The 16598-nt window shown below is 28.7% G+C and carries 15 protein-coding genes, 4 tRNA genes and 1 pseudogene; 1 reads left to right on the top strand and 19 read right to left on the bottom strand.

What is annotated here, in order from left to right:
• Positions 1-359, top strand: a pseudogene (locus SPJ33_RS02835) (hypothetical protein); the annotation flags it as partial.
• 96 nt (positions 360-455) lie between these two features.
• Here SPJ33_RS02835 and SPJ33_RS02840 read toward each other — a convergent pair.
• From SPJ33_RS02840 to SPJ33_RS02930, 19 genes are all read right to left on the bottom strand, one after another.
• Positions 456-530: transfer RNA gene (locus SPJ33_RS02840), tRNA-Asn, on the bottom strand.
• Positions 531-570: 40 nt separating this feature from the next.
• A tRNA-Asn gene (locus SPJ33_RS02845) sits at positions 571-645 on the bottom strand.
• Positions 646-686: 41 nt separating this feature from the next.
• Positions 687-761: transfer RNA gene (locus SPJ33_RS02850), tRNA-Asn, on the bottom strand.
• 121 nt (positions 762-882) lie between these two features.
• Positions 883-2388 (bottom strand): lysine--tRNA ligase, encoded by a 1506-nt coding sequence (gene lysS / locus SPJ33_RS02855; RefSeq protein WP_321116469.1) that lies wholly within the window; start codon positions 2386-2388, stop codon positions 883-885.
• Positions 2389-2402: 14 nt separating this feature from the next.
• Complete coding sequence (gene greA, locus SPJ33_RS02860) at positions 2403-2885, bottom strand: transcription elongation factor GreA (protein ID WP_321116470.1); 483 nt, start codon at positions 2883-2885, stop codon at positions 2403-2405.
• Between the two features lie 274 nt (positions 2886-3159).
• Complete coding sequence (dusB, locus tag SPJ33_RS02865) at positions 3160-4146, bottom strand: tRNA dihydrouridine synthase DusB (RefSeq protein ID WP_321116471.1); 987 nt, start codon at positions 4144-4146, stop codon at positions 3160-3162.
• Between the two features lie 11 nt (positions 4147-4157).
• Positions 4158-4937: a type III pantothenate kinase gene (locus tag SPJ33_RS02870; RefSeq protein WP_321116472.1), complete on the bottom strand. Its 780-nt coding sequence runs from the start codon at positions 4935-4937 to the stop codon at positions 4158-4160.
• A 111-nt stretch (positions 4938-5048) separates the two neighbouring features.
• Positions 5049-6719 carry a formate--tetrahydrofolate ligase gene (locus tag SPJ33_RS02875; RefSeq protein WP_321116473.1) on the bottom strand — a complete coding sequence of 557 codons (1671 nt, stop codon included), beginning with the start codon at positions 6717-6719 and terminating at the stop codon, positions 5049-5051.
• Positions 6720-6924: 205 nt separating this feature from the next.
• Positions 6925-8727: an ATP-dependent zinc metalloprotease FtsH gene (gene ftsH, locus SPJ33_RS02880; RefSeq protein WP_321116474.1), complete on the bottom strand. Its 1803-nt coding sequence runs from the start codon at positions 8725-8727 to the stop codon at positions 6925-6927.
• Positions 8728-8808: 81 nt separating this feature from the next.
• Positions 8809-9348 carry a hypoxanthine phosphoribosyltransferase gene (hpt, locus tag SPJ33_RS02885; protein WP_321116475.1) on the bottom strand — a complete coding sequence of 180 codons (540 nt, stop codon included), beginning with the start codon at positions 9346-9348 and terminating at the stop codon, positions 8809-8811.
• 2 nt (positions 9349-9350) lie between these two features.
• Positions 9351-10751, bottom strand: a complete 1401-nt coding sequence (gene tilS, locus SPJ33_RS02890) for a tRNA lysidine(34) synthetase TilS (protein ID WP_321116476.1) — start codon at positions 10749-10751, stop codon at positions 9351-9353.
• Between the two features lie 119 nt (positions 10752-10870).
• Positions 10871-13258, bottom strand: a complete 2388-nt coding sequence (gene spoIIE / locus SPJ33_RS02895; RefSeq protein WP_321116477.1) for a stage II sporulation protein E — start codon at positions 13256-13258, stop codon at positions 10871-10873.
• A gap of 375 nt (positions 13259-13633) precedes the next feature.
• A tRNA-Leu gene (locus SPJ33_RS02900) sits at positions 13634-13722 on the bottom strand.
• 272 nt (positions 13723-13994) lie between these two features.
• On the bottom strand, positions 13995-14402 hold the full coding sequence (locus SPJ33_RS02905) for a S1 domain-containing RNA-binding protein (RefSeq protein ID WP_321116478.1): 408 nt from the start codon (positions 14400-14402) through the stop codon (positions 13995-13997).
• Between the two features lie 57 nt (positions 14403-14459).
• Positions 14460-14750 (bottom strand): septum formation initiator family protein, encoded by a 291-nt coding sequence (locus tag SPJ33_RS02910; RefSeq protein ID WP_321116480.1) that lies wholly within the window; start codon positions 14748-14750, stop codon positions 14460-14462.
• A 96-nt stretch (positions 14751-14846) separates the two neighbouring features.
• Positions 14847-15236: a spore cortex biosynthesis protein YabQ gene (gene yabQ / locus SPJ33_RS02915; protein WP_321116481.1), complete on the bottom strand. Its 390-nt coding sequence runs from the start codon at positions 15234-15236 to the stop codon at positions 14847-14849.
• Positions 15237-15242: 6 nt separating this feature from the next.
• Positions 15243-15536: a sporulation protein YabP gene (yabP, locus tag SPJ33_RS02920; RefSeq protein WP_321116482.1), complete on the bottom strand. Its 294-nt coding sequence runs from the start codon at positions 15534-15536 to the stop codon at positions 15243-15245.
• Positions 15537-15631: 95 nt separating this feature from the next.
• The gene (locus tag SPJ33_RS02925) at positions 15632-15889 is read right to left on the bottom strand and encodes an RNA-binding S4 domain-containing protein (RefSeq protein ID WP_321116483.1); all 258 of its coding nucleotides are present in this window, start codon (positions 15887-15889) and stop codon (positions 15632-15634) included.
• 75 nt (positions 15890-15964) lie between these two features.
• The gene (locus SPJ33_RS02930) at positions 15965-16240 is read right to left on the bottom strand and encodes an HU family DNA-binding protein (RefSeq protein ID WP_321116484.1); all 276 of its coding nucleotides are present in this window, start codon (positions 16238-16240) and stop codon (positions 15965-15967) included.
• Positions 16241-16598: the final 358 nt, after the last annotated feature.

The raw sequence follows: 16598 nt of genomic DNA on the forward strand, positions 1-16598 counted from the left end.
AAGGTTTCTTAAATCAAAAAGTAGTTTATACAGGTGATGTAGATATTCAATCAGTTCACTCAGCACATTATTCTATTCCATTCTCTGTGTTTATAGTTGTTTATCCTAAATTTGAAAATCTTGACTATCAACCTAATGTAGTAGTTAATATACTCGACGAAAATGGAGATCCAATACAAAAAACTATAAGCGGAATAGCTGTTAATTGTGATAACCAAGATATCGAATTGGTTCCTGATTTATGTGAAGAATTCTGTGTAGAAGCTTATATAGAAGACATTTTTGCAACAGCTTTAGATCCAAGAACTATATTTAAGAATGTAACTTTATTCTTCTTAGCTAAGCCATCACTTTGCTAAAATTTATAGATAAATAAAATTTATGCTATAAAACAAAAGAGTTTTGTAAAAATAGATTATCTCTATTCTTGCAAAACTCTTCTTTTAAAATAAAAATGGCTCCGCGAAGAGGACTCGAACCTCCAACCTGTCGGTTAACAGCCGAATGCTCCACCATTGAGCTATCGCGGAATATTTTTACATAACAAATATTTTATTTTTAAAATAAAAATGGCTCCGCGAAGAGGACTCGAACCTCCAACCTGTCGGTTAACAGCCGAATGCTCCACCATTGAGCTATCGCGGAATATTTTTTATATAACAAATATTTTATTTTTAAAATAAAAGTGGCTCCGCGAAGAGGACTCGAACCTCCAACCTGTCGGTTAACAGCCGAATGCTCCACCATTGAGCTATCGCGGAATATTTGCTACATTGATATTATATCATTTTAAAATTAAATTGCAACTATTTTTTTTTAATTTTTTTATTTTTTAGTAAAAATAATTAAAGAGCATCTTTTTCAAGATACTCTTTTTTAAAATTAGTTTATTGGTTTCATTGTTGGGAATAGTATAACGTCTCTAATTGATGGTGAATCAGTTAAGAACATTATTAATCTATCAATACCTATTCCAAGTCCACCTGTTGGAGGCATACCTGTTTCTAAAGCACTCATGAATGCTTCATCCATTACGTATGCTTCATCATCTCCGTATTCTCTTGCTTTAGCTTGTTGTTCAAATCTTTGTCTTTGAACTATTGGGTCATTTAATTCTGAATATGCATTACCTAATTCTCTACCAAATACGAAAACTTCGAATCTTTCAGTAAATGCATCATTTCCTCTCTTCTTCTTAGTAAGTGGAGAGTTTTCTACTGGATAATCCATAACAAATGTTGGTTGAATCATCTTAGCTTCACCAAATTCTTCATATAAAGCATTTAAAACTTCACCCTTAGTTACTTTATCTAAAGGTTTTGGGAATTCTAAATGTTTTTCCTTAGCAATAGCTTGAGCTTCTTCATCTGTCTTTATTTCATTGAAATCTATACCAGCGTGTTCTTTAACAACGTCAACCATTGTTACTCTTCTCCATGGTGGCTTAAAGTCTATTTCAGTTCCTTGGTATGTAACTTTAGTAGTTCCATTAACCTTTTCACATATATAAGCAACCATATTTTCAGTTATATCCATCATATCATTATAATCTGCATAAGCTTCATATAATTCAATAGCTGTAAATTCTGGATTATGTCTTACTGACATACCTTCATTTCTGAAGTTTCTTCCGATTTCATAAACTTTTTCAAATCCAGCAACTATTAATCTCTTAAGATATAATTCTGGTGCTATTCTTAAAAACATATCAATATCTAATGTATTATGATGTGTTACAAATGGCTTAGCAGCTGCTCCACCTGCGATTGGTGATAAAATTGGTGTTTCAACTTCTAAGAATCCTCTGTTATCTAAGAATTCTCTCATTGCTGTTATTATTCTTGATCTCTTTATGAAAGTATCTTTTACTTCTGGATTTGTAATTATGTCTACTTCTCTTTGTCTATATCTTAAATCTGGATCTTTTAATCCATGGAATTTTTCTGGTAGTGGCTTTAATGACTTAGAAGTTAATTCAAAGCTTGAAACTTTAACTGAAACTTCTCCAGTTCTAGTTGTGAAAACTTCACCAGTAGCAACAACCCAGTCACCTAAGTCAAAACTCTTGTATTCTTTTAATTTATCTTCTCCAACTGCATCTATCTTGATGAATAATTGGATTTTACCATCTCTATCGTGAATGTCTGAGAATACAACTTTTCCTTGTCCTCTCTTTGACATAATTCTTCCTGCTACAGTTACAGTTTTTCCTTCTAATTCATCATAGTTTTCTTTAACTTGTTCTGAACTATGAGTTCTTTCTACTTTATATACATCAAATGGATCCTTACCTGCAGCTTGTAATTCAGCTAACTTTTCTCTTCTAAGTGTTTCTTGTTCACTTAACTGTGCTTCTAATTCCTGTACATTCATTTCGTCAGTTGACATTTATTATCCCTCCGTTACGCTCTACTTATTTCTAAGATTTCGTATTTACTTACTCCGTCTGGTACTGATATTTCAACTATATCTCCAACCTTTTTACCTATAAGTCCTGAACCTACTGGTGATTCATTTGAAATCTTAAATTCCATTGGGTCAGCTTCAGCTGAACCTACTATTGTATATATAACCTCTTCGTCAAAGTCATAATCTTTAACCTTTACTCTTGCTCCTACTGAAACAACATCTGATGGTACTTCTGCTTCATCTACAACTTCAGCATTTTTAAGCATGTTTTCTAATTGAATGATTCTTCCTTCTGTGAAAGCTTGCTCGTTCTTTGCTTCATCGTATTCTGAGTTTTCACTTAAGTCTCCGTATCCTAATGCTACCTTTATTTTTTCTGTAATTTCTTTTCTTTTAACTGTTTTTAAATATTCTAACTCGTTTTCAAGTTTTTTAACACCTTCGTAAGTCATTACAAATTTTTTTTGTTCGCTCATACTTAACTCCCCTTTAATAACCTTTCCTGGTTTATATTTAAATTTAATATTCTAACTCTATTAAAGAGTTAAGGCCCTATAATAAATATTCAAATTCATTTAAAATATTATAAAGCAGTGCCTATGATATGTCAATAAATCTAGGCTTTTAAAATGTTTTCAATTGTATAGTTCTATTATATAATCCCTTTACTATAATAATACATTTTTTATCATAATATATTTTAATATACTGTAACTTTTTAAAAAGATTATTTCACTTAAATATTAATTTCTATATATTTATATTTAAACCCTTTAATTCATCTTTATAATCTAATAATAATTTCATAACAGCATCACTATCTTCTAATATATTCATTTTATTTCTTAATTCTGTACATTTAGGAAGACCTTTTATATACCATGATGCATGTTTTCTCATTTCTCTTATAGCTTTATGGTATCCATCATTTTTTATTGCTAATTCATAATGTCTTATACACATATCTATTTTTTCTTCTGGAGTTATTTCTTTTAATTCTTTTCCTTCAAGAACCCTTTGTATTTGTTTGAAAATCCATGGATTTCCCATGCTTCCTCTAGCAACCATTATAGCGTCACAATTAGTAAGTTTTTTCATATTCAAAGCATCTTCAGGTGTAAATACATCTCCATTACCTATTACAGGTATATTAACCTTCTCTTTAATTTCTTTTATTATGTTCCAGTCTGCTTTTCCTTCATACATCTGCTTTCTAGTTCTACCATGTATCGCTATAGCATCTGCTCCTGCATCTTCTAATGCTAGTGCAAATTCAACTGCATTTAAATTATCATCATCAAATCCTCTTCTAAATTTTGCAGTTACAGGCTTTGATGAAACTGCTTTTAATTTTTTTATAATTTCAGCTGCTAATTTAGGATCTTTCATAAGAGCTGATCCTTCTCCATTTTTAACAATTTTAGGGGCTGGACATCCCATATTTACATCTATAATACAAATATCATCTCTACTATTAAAGTTTTCTTCAACTACCTTTGCCATAATATCAGAATCATTTCCAAATATCTGTACAGCAACTGGTTTTTCTTCTTCTGAAATTCTAAGAAGTTTTTTAGTATTATCACTTCCATAATATAATGCTTTTGCACTAACCATTTCAGTATAAACTAACCCACATCCTTGTTCCTTACAAAGACCTCTAAATGATATATCTGTTACTCCTGCCATAGGAGCTAGAAATACATTGTTTTTGAATTCTATATTTCCTATTTTCATTTCCTTGAGTATTACTCCCTATTCTTATTGTATATTATTCTTAATCCTTCTAACGTTAAATCACTATCAACTATATCTATTACATTAGTTTCTTTTGCAATTAAATTTGCAAGTCCACCTGTAGCAATAACTATAGGTTCTTCACTACATTTGTTTTTCATTTCATTTTTCATTTTCTTTACTATATATTCAACTTGCCCAATATATCCATATAAAATACCTGCTTGCATACTAACAATCGTGCTCTTACATATAATATTATTAGGTACTTCAAGTTCTATCCTTGGTAATTTTGCTGCTCTTTCAAATAATGCATCTGATGCAATTCTTACACCTGGAACAATACAGCCTCCTAAATAGTCTCCCTTTTCTGTTATTGCACAAAATGTTGTTGCAGTACCAAAATCAATTATTATATTTGGCTTTTTATATAACTCAAAAGTGGCTACAGCATTAACAATTCTATCTGCTCCAACTTCTTTAGGATTATCATATTTTATATTTATTCCTGTTTTTATTCCAGGACCTACTACTATAGGTTCCTTGCAGAAACATTTTCTTATCATATTTTCTAATGAATGCATTATATTAGGAACTACTGATGATATTATTACACCCTCAACTTCCTTTGGATTTAAATTATATTGAGAGAATAATTGCATAACTTGTACACTGTACTCATCAGATGTCTTTTTTGCATCTGTTGATATTCTCCAACTAGCTATATATTCATCATCTTTGTGAATTCCTAAAACGATGTTTGTGTTCCCTACATCAATAAGCAAAATCATAAAAACACCACCTTAATATAGTTAAAAGCAGCTTAAAACACAGCTGCTTTTTCTAATAAACTAATATAATTTTAACAATTCAGTACTATTTGTCAAGAGTTTACAAATAGTTTAGAATAGCCCTACAATCTCTCCATCATCTAATATATCCATTCTATTAGCTGCTGGAACTTTTGGAAGTCCTGGCATTGTCATAATATCTCCTGTTAATACAACTATAAAGCCCGCTCCATTTGAGATTCTAACTTCTTTTACAGTTATATCAAAATTTTCTGGTCTTCCTAAAAGACTTGGATTATCTGATAATGAATATTGAGTTTTTGCCATACATATTGGAAGCTTATCTAAATTAAACTTTTTAAGTTCAGCTATTTGCTTTTTAGCTTGAACTGTATAATTTACACCATTTGCTCCATATATCTCTGATGCTATGCTATTAATTTTTTCTTCAATACTATCATTTACATCATATAAAACTTCAAAATTTGATTTTTCATTTTCTAGTATATCTACTACTTCAGCACCTAGTTCTAGGCCACCTTCTCCACCTTTTGCCCAAACATCTGAAAGTGCAACTCTAACTCCTTTTTCTCTACAGAAATCTTTTATAAATTGAACTTCTTCTTCGCTATCTGAAGTAAATTTATTTATAGCAACAACTATTGGTACATTATATTTTTCAATATTTTCTATTTGCTTTTCTAGATTTGAAATACCTAATTTTAAAGCTTCAACATTTGGTATATTTAATTCATCTTTCTTTACTCCACCGTGATGTTTTAATGCTCTTATAGTTGCAACTATAACTACGCAATCAGGTTTTAATTCACCATATCTACATTTAATATCTAAGAATTTTTCTGCACCAAGGTCTGCTCCAAAACCTGCTTCTGTTACTACTATATCGCTAAGCTTTAATGCAAGCTTTGTTGCTATAACTGAATTACATCCATGAGCAATATTTGCAAAAGGTCCTCCATGAATTATAGCTGGAGTATTTTCTAAAGTTTGAACAAGATTAGGTTTTATTGCATCTTTCATTAATAATGCCATAGCACCTTGAACACCTAATTCTTTTGCATATACAGGTTCACCATCTAAATTATAAGCAATTAATATATTTCCCATTCTTTCTTTTAAATCACTTAAATCTTTAGCTAAACATAATATTGCCATTATTTCTGATGCTACAGTTATCATAAATCCATCTTCTCTTAAGAAGCCATTTACTTTTCCGCCAAGTCCTACAACAACATGTCTTAATGCTCTATCATTCATATCCATAACTCTTTTAAAAATTATTCTTCTTGAATCAATTCTTAAGCTATTTCCTTGATGTATATGATTATCTATACAAGCTGCTAATAAATTATTAGCTGATGTAATTGCATGCATATCGCCAGTGAAGTGTAAGTTTATATCTTCCATCGGTACAACTTGAGCATAACCTCCACCTGCTGCTCCTCCTTTTATACCAAACACAGGACCAAGTGATGGTTCTCTCATAGCTATAATTGAATTTTTACCCATCTTTCTTAATGCATCTCCAAGACCTACTGTAACTGTAGATTTTCCTTCTCCTGCTGGTGTCGGATTTATAGCTGTTACTAAAACAAGTTTTCCGTCTTTATTTTTTTGCTTTTCCTTTAATGCTTCTAATGATATTTTACATTTATATTTACCATATAATTCTATATCATCTTCACTTAAATTTAGCTTATCTGCTATTTTTGTTATATGTTCCATATTAGCTTGTTGAGCTATCTTTATATCGCTTTCCATCTATATAACCCCATTTCTTAATTTAATTTTCAATATACATTTATCTTTATTATACCTTACATATTAATAATATACCATTTAATATCCACTTTTGGAAACATTTTATCGAATATAATTTAATATTTTTTATTTATAATTCGTTATAACACTTATATTTTTGCTATAAACAAAAAAAAGATTCTGATTTTACAGAATCTTTTTCTAATTATGCTTCATTAAATATTTGTTCAAATTCTGAACCTTCTATTTTTTCTTTTTCTAAAAGTGCTTTAGCAACAGCATGTAACTTATTCATATTTTCTCTAAGTATAGCTTCTGCTCTCACATAAGCTTCGTCAATAAAGTTCTTAACTTCTTTATCGATTTCAGCTCCTATTTCTTCTGAGAAGTTTCTACCTCTTCCAAGTTCTCTTCCAAGGAATACTTCATTTTGATCTGCTCCATATGAAATTGTTCCAAGCTTATCACTCATTCCATATTCCATAACCATACTTCTAGCAATTGCACTAGCTCTATCTATATCATTTTTAGCTCCAGTACTTATATCTCCAAGAATAAGCTTTTCTGCAACTCTTCCACCTAAAAGACCTACCATATCATCTTTTAATCTAAGTTTTGAAGTATATGATCTATCTTCATCTGGTAAATGCATAGTGTATCCACCAGCTCTACCTCTTGGTATTATACTAATTTCATGAACTGGATCTGAGTATTTTAATGATCTCATTACAACTGCATGCCCTGCTTCATGATAAGCAGTAAGTTTTCTATCTTTTTCACTAATAACTCTGCTCTTCTTTTCTGGACCAGCTATTACTCTAGTTATAGCTTCTTCCATATCTAACATAGTTATAGATTTATCTCCTCTTCTAACTGCAAGTAATGCTGCTTCATTAGTAAGATTTTCTAAATCTGCACCTGCAAAACCAGGTGTTCTTTTTGCTAATACATCTAATTTAACATCATCAGCTAAAGGTTTCTTTCTTGTATGAACTTTTAATATTTCTTCTCTACCTTTAACATCAGGTGCTCCTACAACTATTTGTCTATCAAATCTACCAGGTCTTAATAATGCTGGGTCTAAAATGTCTGGTCTATTAGTTGCTGCAATCATTATGATTCCTTCATTCATTCCAAAACCATCCATCTCAACAAGCAATTGATTAAGAGTTTGTTCTCTTTCATCATGGCCTCCACCAAGACCTGCTCCTCTTTGTCTACCTACAGCATCTATTTCATCTATAAATACTATACATGGCGCATTTTTCTTAGCATCTGCAAAAAGATCTCTAACTCTTGATGCACCAACACCAACAAACATTTCAACAAAATCTGAACCTGATATACTAAAGAATGGTACACCTGCTTCACCTGCTATTGCTTTAGCTAATAAAGTTTTACCTGTTCCAGGAGGCCCTACTAAAAGAACTCCTTTTGGTATTCTAGCTCCCATTTGAGTATATTTTGTTGGTTCTTTTAAGAAATCAACTATTTCTTCTAACTCTTGTTTTTCTTCATCAGCTCCAGCAACATCTTTAAATGTTACCTTCTTAGCATCCGGAGAAGCTACCTTAGCTCTATTTTTCCCAAAATTCATTACTCCTCGGCCACCGCCGCCACCTTGAGATTGTTGTGTCATTACAAATAAAAGTACTAAGAATAATACAACCATAAGTACTGTTGGTATAATAGATAACCATGCCCCGCTATTTGAAGGTTTTTCAAATTCTATTTTTACATTATTCTTAGGATTTTCACTAACTAAATTTGTAATCATAGATTCAGGTGCATATGTTGTAAACTTTTGATTATTATTCATTACACCTTCTATCGTCATATCATCTTCACGTACATATATGCTAGTTATTTCATTAGATTTCCACTTTTGTTGGAAAGAACTATATGAGATCGTATCAGATTTGCCTCCTGTTTCCCATAAGGCTACTGATGCAAAAATCAGTACTGCTAGGGTAACAATCCATACAGCTGCACTTGAATATTTTTTCATTCAAGGCCCCCCTCTCTTTATGATTTTTTAAATTTTAACATAATTTTCTATTTAATACAATATATTCAATTATTTGTTTTTTTATTTGTTATATATTTCTTCTTTTAATACACCTACATAAGGTAGATTTCTATATTTTTCAGCATAATCAATTCCATATCCAACTATAAATTCATTAGGAACTTCAAAGCCTATATATTTAACATTTATATCTACTTTTCTTCTATCTGGTTTATTTAATAAAGATATAATTTCAATACTCTTAGCTCTTCTTGCCTTTAAGTACTTTAGAAGATAATTTAATGTTATTCCACTATCAACTATATCTTCGACTAATAGTACGTGTTTTCCTTCTATGCTATGATCTAAATCTTTTAATATCCTTACAACGCCTGAAGATTCTGTTGAATCACCATAACTTGATACAGCCATAAAATCTATTTCACAAGGTATCGTAATATTTTTAATAAGATCTGATGCAAATAATACAGAACCTTTTAAAACCCCAACTACAAGTAAATCTTTCCCTTTATAATCTTCACTTATTCTACTGCCTAGTTCTTTAACCTTTTGACCTAACTTATATTCATCAAATAATATCTCTTTTATATCCTTATTCATTATTATAAATCCTCTCTTTTACATATTATTTTAATAATTCTTTTTGTTTTATTTGTTACTTTAAATGTCTCAGATGTTTTAACACCTAATAACCAAGCAATTTCATTATCAAACTCAATTATAGGAATATTATCTCTGTAATCTTTAGGTATTTTCATATTAATAAATATATCTTTTATTTTTTTACTCCCATTCATACCTAAAGGTATCATTTTATCTCCATTTTTTCTTTTTCTTATAATAACATCCTCATTAATTTTATCATAATCAAAATACTTAATTAAGTCATTATTGTTAAATTTTAAGTTTTTTTCTTTTAATTTTATATTAAATTCTATACTGCACCCTAAAAAATCTATTTTTAATCCATCTAACTCTTGTTTACTTAATTTTATTTCCGAAATTTCATTATCTCTTTTTATTAAAGCTTCCTTCTTTTTTAAATATATTTCTCCATATATATTCTTAGCGTAAATTCCATTAGGTAAATCTATCCTTTTATTTGTTCCTATATCTTTAAGCTCTATAACTTCTTTTATATGTTTCATTTCAAAATCATAAGTACTATTTGAAATTGTAGTTAAAGCTTTTCTTATCACTCTAGTAATTATAGCCTTTTCTTTATCAAATAATTCCTTATTTATTATTATTTCATCTTTTTTTACTATACAATACTTGCTAAAAGCTTTTTTAGCCTCACTATTAATAAATTCATTATCTTCTTGAAGCAATAAACTCATTCTATTTATAGCTTTAACTACATCCTTATTAAAGTTTTCCTTCATATAAGGAAGTATATCTAATCTAATTTTATTTCTACTGTATATGTTTTCTAGATTTGTCTTATCAATTCTAGGCTTTAAATCATTATCTATACAATATTTTTCTATGTATCCTCTTTCTAAGAATAATATCGGTCTTATATATTTTCCATCTCTAATAACAGGAATTCCTCCTAATCCTTCAAGACCAGTCCCCCTCATCATTCTCATTATTATAGTTTCTGCCTGATCATTTGCATTATGAGCTGTAGCAATCTTTGTATATCCATTTTCATTACTTATTTTATTGAAAAATGCATAACGCTCATCTCTTCCAGCTGTTTCAGTAGATATACCTCTTTCTTTTGCTATTTTTTCGATCTCAATTCTTATACTGTAAAAGTTTATCCCTAGCTTTTTGCAAAGATTTTTAGCATATCTTTCATCTTCTAATGCTTCTTTCCCCCTAATCATATGATTAATATGAGCTGCTCCAATTTCTAAAGAATATTTTTGTTTTATAGTATGTAATAAGTGTAATAAACACACTGAATCTGGACCTCCTGAAAGTCCAACTAATACTTTATCACCTTTCTTTAAAAGGTTATTTTCTTCTATATAATTTATGAAATCATTAATCACTATTTTCACATCCTATGTATAACTATTTACTTATATAATACATTAATATTATGTATTTTTTAACACTAAATAAAAAAAGCTAGCTAAAAGCCAGCTTTTATTATTTGCATAAACATATTCTAATATACAGAATAAACTTTAGACACAACAATAGTCATATCATCTTTTATACCTTTATTAATTTCTTTAGAGTATTCTAATATATCTAAAACAAGTTCCTTAGGATCACTTCCTTTTTTAACAAGATATTCTTCAAGCCATGCAGAATTTCCAACGCCTTTTTTATCAACATCTAATACTCCATCACTTAATGTTATTATTATATCTCCATTTTTAATTCTTTCTTCTGTACCTTCAACTTCCACCTTGTCCACTAATCCAAAAGGAGGCATGTTAGATGATATTTTCTTTATTTTATTTCCTCTTTTTATAAAACTAGCTGCTGCACCAACTTTATAAAATGATGCTTTACCAGTATATAAATCTATTATATTTAAATCTAATGTAGAGAATTTTTCATCTTCTTCAAATTTCATTTTCATTATTGAATTTACTGTATTTAATGCAGTTTCAACACCAAATCCTTCTTCAATGAACTTTTCAACTAAATCAACTGTTATCTTACTCTCTCTTCCAGCTTCTGGTCCTGATCCCATTCCATCACTTAACAATGTTATATATTGTCCACCTTCTAATTTTCCAAAAGAATAAGTATCACCTGTTTGTTGTTCTCCTTCTTTTATTCTCATACCTGCATAAGAAACAACCTTATATCTTGGCATTTCTTTCAAGAATATAGCGCAATCCTTATTATTAGGTTGAATTCTACACCCTTCCTCACTAATCATCATTGGAGTTCTTACTATTTCATTAACTACAGGAAGCAGGTTTTTTATGCAGTACGTTCCACATGAACAATTCTCCATACTAACCTTTATATTCATTCTTCCGCCTTTATCTGTAAAGCAGAATATCTCTTTATATTTTACTGAATTTTTATTAAGCTCTTTTCTTATTATTCTCTCTAATTCTGCACACCATGTAACATCACGTTTAAAATCATTAACCATATTATCTAAATTACTAGAAACATTTTTTATGTGATTTGCTACAAGTTTTCTACCCTCTTCTAATTTTCTTCTTGTTATTTCATTAGCATTTAGTATATTCAATAGGTCTTCTGAATTTCTTATAAGTTCTGATTTTCTTATACACTTCTTTTCAAGCTCCATAGGGAAATGGTCTCTTCCATCTTCTCTCCCTTTTAATAAATCACGAAAAGCTGTATATGTTTGATTAAATTCTTTTTCCCAACATTTATAACTTTGTGAACATGAACTACATACTCTATCTCCTAGATTTTCAACTAAGGCTGTACTTCTATTTTTATATTGTAGTTTATTATTATCTGATATACTATTTAACGATGTTGACAATATATTTAAAGCACTTCCAAATCCTTTTACTTTTCTTGAGAATTCATTTTTAACCTGTGTTAAATGTCCCTCATTTATAGCATTCATTTTGGCTTCTTGACATATTTCAGCTTCTAATAAGTTTAATATTTTCTTAGGAATAATTAAGAAAATAAATCCCCCTATTAATATTTCTATAATACCTTCCATATGTAATCCTTGAGAATATAATAAAAGAATTAAATAAATCATTATAGATGATAAAAATGAGAATAGCTTACCTGTTTCCTTAAATAATCCAACTATTAGCCCTATACTTCCATATAATCCTATACCACTTATCATATCTCCAGAAGTAATTCCCATGATAACACCCATTGCAATTCCTATTGCAGCTCCATTTGCAGGTCCTCCAATATATGCTATTGATACTACAGCTGCAAAAGATACTATATTTCTTATTCCAATTCCATAGATACCTATTTCACCAATTCCAGCTATCATTAAACATATTATTATTGAAATGCTTATTACTTCTTCTATATTAAAGAAATAATTTGTATTATATTCATTTACACATTTTAGTCCATATTTTATAACATAATATACCGGAAGAGTAAATATCGTATTTAACCCTGATATTGTTATGTTAACTCCTATATCATAATTACTTATTACTAATCCATAAACTATATAACTCAAAAATACTATAATGAAGAAATGTTTTTCATTTAATCTTTTATGAAATTTATTTATTACTATGCTATATCCTAGCACCATAAGCACAGTTACTAAATACATCCAACCATCTTTAAGTGTAGTATTTATTGTAAAATAACCAACTAAAGCCCCAATAGATGCTATTATTATTTTTCCTTGTTCTCTACTAGCGATCACACTGATTAAAAAAGCTATTCCAAATGGAGCAACTCCAGATATATCTCCTTCTCCAATCATTATTGCAACTCTACTCAATAATAAAGCTGACATAAAAATAATAGCTAACTTTGTAGGTTCATTCTTTATTTCAACTTTATTTTCTGCTTCCTCATTAAAATTTTTAAGTACTTCTCTATTAAGCCTATACTGCATCTTCCTTCCCCCTATTTCCATATTTTGTAATTAAATTATAACAACTATTCTAATCGATATATGTAAATATTTGGAATTAGTTTAAAGATTCGTTGGACATTATTCTATTAAATTTTTAAGTTTCTATATTTAATATCATTTTTCGATATATTATTTATAATCTTAAAAATTTAATTAATTGATATAATATCTCTTTTTTAAAGGCTTTATATGAGTTTATCTATTTTTCTATGTAATGTCGTTATATATAAATAATTGTTATATATTAATATATTTTTTTATGTATAAAAATATAAATCACAATTTGTATTATTTTAACTACAACTCATAGAATTCTTTATACGCAAAAAAAGATCTAAGTCAAACTTAGATCTTTGGTGCCGAAGACCGGAATCGAACCGGTACGGTGTTTAACCACCGCAGGATTTTAAGTCCTGTGCGTCTGCCAGTTCCGCCACTTCGGCATAAGTTTTTTTAATGTCATCGCCCGACGACAATAGTTATTATATAGTATCAAAATAATATTGTCAACAATATTTTTTAAAAATATTTTCATTAATTTTGATTTTATTTTTATAAACTAATTTAAAAGCTCTTTCTTCCTTGCTTTACGTAATGTATTTTTGTTATTCAAATATAATTTTATACCTCATAATATAAAATAAAAAGCCTCTAGTTTAATACTAAAAGCTTTTTATTATATAGATTTATATATTAAATTTATATGATGTCATTTTTAAAATGATTTTTTGCTATTTTTGCTTTTGAAGTCTTGATGTCTTTTAACATCTTGCATTCTTTCTTCGCTTTCTTTTAAGAACTTAGAAATCTTATCTTCAAAATTTCCGCTAGCTTTTTTCTTTTCACTTGACCAATCAAACTCAGCTGGTCTAGATGATTTTTTTGGCTTTACTTCAGCTTGCTTTATTGATAAGCTTATCTTTCCATTATCGTCAATTGATATAACTTTAACTTTAACTTTATCTTGTTCTTTTAAATGTTGTCTTATGTCCTTTACAAAAGAATCTGCTACTTCTGATATATGAACTAGACCTGTTTTTCCGCCTTCTAATTCTACGAAAGCTCCAAAATTAGTGATATTCACCACTGTACCCTCTAATATGTTTCCTGCCTCTAAGGTCATGTTTAAAAGAATCCTCCTTAATTTAAATAAAATATATATGTTATTATTGATAATAACTTACTTTTGAGATTCTGAGTCACCTTTTTTATCATTTACGACTTGTTCTCCTGGCTTAACCATGTTAAGTCTTTCTCTAGCTAAGGTTTCAATGTACTCATCAGAATCAGCGCTTTTAACTTCTTCCTCAAGCTGCTTATTTTTTTCTTTAAGTTTCTCTAATTCAGTATGTTTTTGAGTTATCGTATCTTGTATTCTTCTAATAGCTCTTTCTTGTCTGATAAAACCAAATAAAAAAATAGCACATAGTACTAAGATTATTAAATTCTTCCCTTTTATCTTTTTTATCATCCATAGTACCTCATTTTTAAATTCTATAAATATATTTTAAACACTCTCAAGTTTTAATTCAAGTTATTTTTAATTATATTTAGTTTTTATTTAAAATTAGTTTTTATTATTAATTTTTGACCAAACTATTCTTAGGGGATAAGTTATATTTTTAAAGCTTCTTCTTAATATAATTTTTGACTCATAGAATATCATATTCTCAAATTTATATATTGTTTTACTAAATAACTTTAAGTATATAAATAAAGCTACTCCCATACATAAATAAACATATGATCCTAAAAAAGCATAATTTGTATAAAGTAAAAATGTAAATATGGTTAGCGCTGATAAAATCCAAAACAAAATATCTTGGATGATAATTATTATTATATGTTCACTTCTTCCTCTTAATACTCTATAAACATCATAAAAAATACCCAAAATAAATCCAGATACTAATGCATAAAATATAATATCAAATTGAACTTCTAACTCTAACGGCATAACTTTTTACCTACTTATAAGCTTTTTAAAATTTATTCTTCTACGCTTTTTCTTAGTTTTATTGCTATAAGCCATACTCGTAATATATCCTTCAATTATTACATCCCCATTTTTCACGTCTAATTTATTCATCTTAAGATTTTGGCCAATAATTTTAAGTTTTCCAAGCATAGTATTAAGAACTATCTTCTCTTCATCAAAACTCATCACTTCATTAACACCAGTTAGTGATAATTTTTTTCTATTTTGTAATTCTAAATTGCTTTTACTAGGCTGTAAGATGTCATTTTTCTTTTCCATAAACAATCTCCTTTAGACATTACTCTTATTAAGAAATATATGTAATTATTAATTTCTATATTCTTAAATTAATGACCTCAAAGATTATTATAAAATTATTCTATTTCTGCACCTTCTAATATTTTATACATATCTTTTGCATCTTCTTTTCTAACATGTTCAGCTATATTTAATACTTCAGCACGTAATGATTTATTTGCAAATGTAATTTCTATTATATCGCCTTCTTTTATTTGAGTTCCTGATTTAGCTATCTTTCCATTTACAGAAACTCTTTCACTTTCACATGCTTCCTTTGCAATAGTTCTTCTTTTTATAAGTCTTGAAACCTTTAAATATTTATCTAGTCTCATATTAATCCACCTTTTTTAATTTATATTAAATACTTAATTCTATAAAAGAACCCGAGTTTCCTCGGGTTCGAAAAATTACTTATTAACTTTTTCTTTGAAGTCTTTTCCAGCTTTAAATACTGGAACAGTTGATGCTGGTATTTGGATAGTTTCTTTAGTTCTTGGGTTTCTTCCTTCTCTAGCAGCTCTTTCTCTAGTTTCGAAAGTTCCGAATCCAACTAATTGAACTTTTTCTCCATTTTCTAATGCTTCTTCAACACTTTCTACAAATGCTTTTAATGCTGCTTCTGCATCTTTTTTTGTTAAATTACTTTTTTCTGACATAGTTGTGATTAATTCTGATTTATTCACTATTACATCCTCCTTAATATTAAGTTTATAAAATCTAACTTTTATTATGTACTATACCTACATTCTCCTATTATATAACCACTTTACCCTGTAGTCTACACTTTTATATCATAATTAATGTTGGCTATAGCAACTACATAGTCTTATTCTTCAAAAATGATTAAATTCCTTCTTTATGACGCTATTTTTCTATTTTTTTTGCTTTTTCCCACAATACATTCATATAATCTAAAGATACGTTATTAAAATTATTACCCTCTTTGATAATTTGAGATTCTATAAAAGAAAACCTAGCTATAAATTTATCTACACTTTTTCTAAGAGCTTCTTCTGAATCTATCTTTAAAATTCTAGAAAT

Source organism: Clostridium sp., from assembly GCF_034179595.1.
Taxonomy (GTDB): Bacteria; Bacillota; Clostridia; order Clostridiales; family Clostridiaceae; genus Clostridium.

Bases quoted from the DNA above. Each gene is read 5' to 3' on its own strand.
- lysS (WP_321116469.1), bottom strand. From the start codon at position 2,388: ATGTCAACTGACGAAATGAATGTACAGGAATTAGAAGCACAGTTAAGT.
- greA (WP_321116470.1), bottom strand. From the start codon at position 2,885: ATGAGCGAACAAAAAAAATTTGTAATGACTTACGAAGGTGTTAAAAAA.
- dusB (WP_321116471.1), bottom strand. From the start codon at position 4,146: ATGAAAATAGGAAATATAGAATTCAAAAACAATGTATTTCTAGCTCCT.
- SPJ33_RS02870 (WP_321116472.1), bottom strand. From the start codon at position 4,937: ATGATTTTGCTTATTGATGTAGGGAACACAAACATCGTTTTAGGAATT.
- SPJ33_RS02875 (WP_321116473.1), bottom strand. From the start codon at position 6,719: ATGGAAAGCGATATAAAGATAGCTCAACAAGCTAATATGGAACATATA.
- ftsH (WP_321116474.1), bottom strand. From the start codon at position 8,727: ATGAAAAAATATTCAAGTGCAGCTGTATGGATTGTTACCCTAGCAGTA.
- hpt (WP_321116475.1), bottom strand. From the start codon at position 9,348: ATGAATAAGGATATAAAAGAGATATTATTTGATGAATATAAGTTAGGT.
- spoIIE (WP_321116477.1), bottom strand. From the start codon at position 13,258: ATGCAGTATAGGCTTAATAGAGAAGTACTTAAAAATTTTAATGAGGAA.
- SPJ33_RS02905 (WP_321116478.1), bottom strand. From the start codon at position 14,402: ATGACCTTAGAGGCAGGAAACATATTAGAGGGTACAGTGGTGAATATC.
- SPJ33_RS02910 (WP_321116480.1), bottom strand. From the start codon at position 14,750: ATGATAAAAAAGATAAAAGGGAAGAATTTAATAATCTTAGTACTATGT.
- yabQ (WP_321116481.1), bottom strand. From the start codon at position 15,236: ATGCCGTTAGAGTTAGAAGTTCAATTTGATATTATATTTTATGCATTA.
- yabP (WP_321116482.1), bottom strand. From the start codon at position 15,536: ATGGAAAAGAAAAATGACATCTTACAGCCTAGTAAAAGCAATTTAGAA.
- SPJ33_RS02925 (WP_321116483.1), bottom strand. From the start codon at position 15,889: ATGAGACTAGATAAATATTTAAAGGTTTCAAGACTTATAAAAAGAAGA.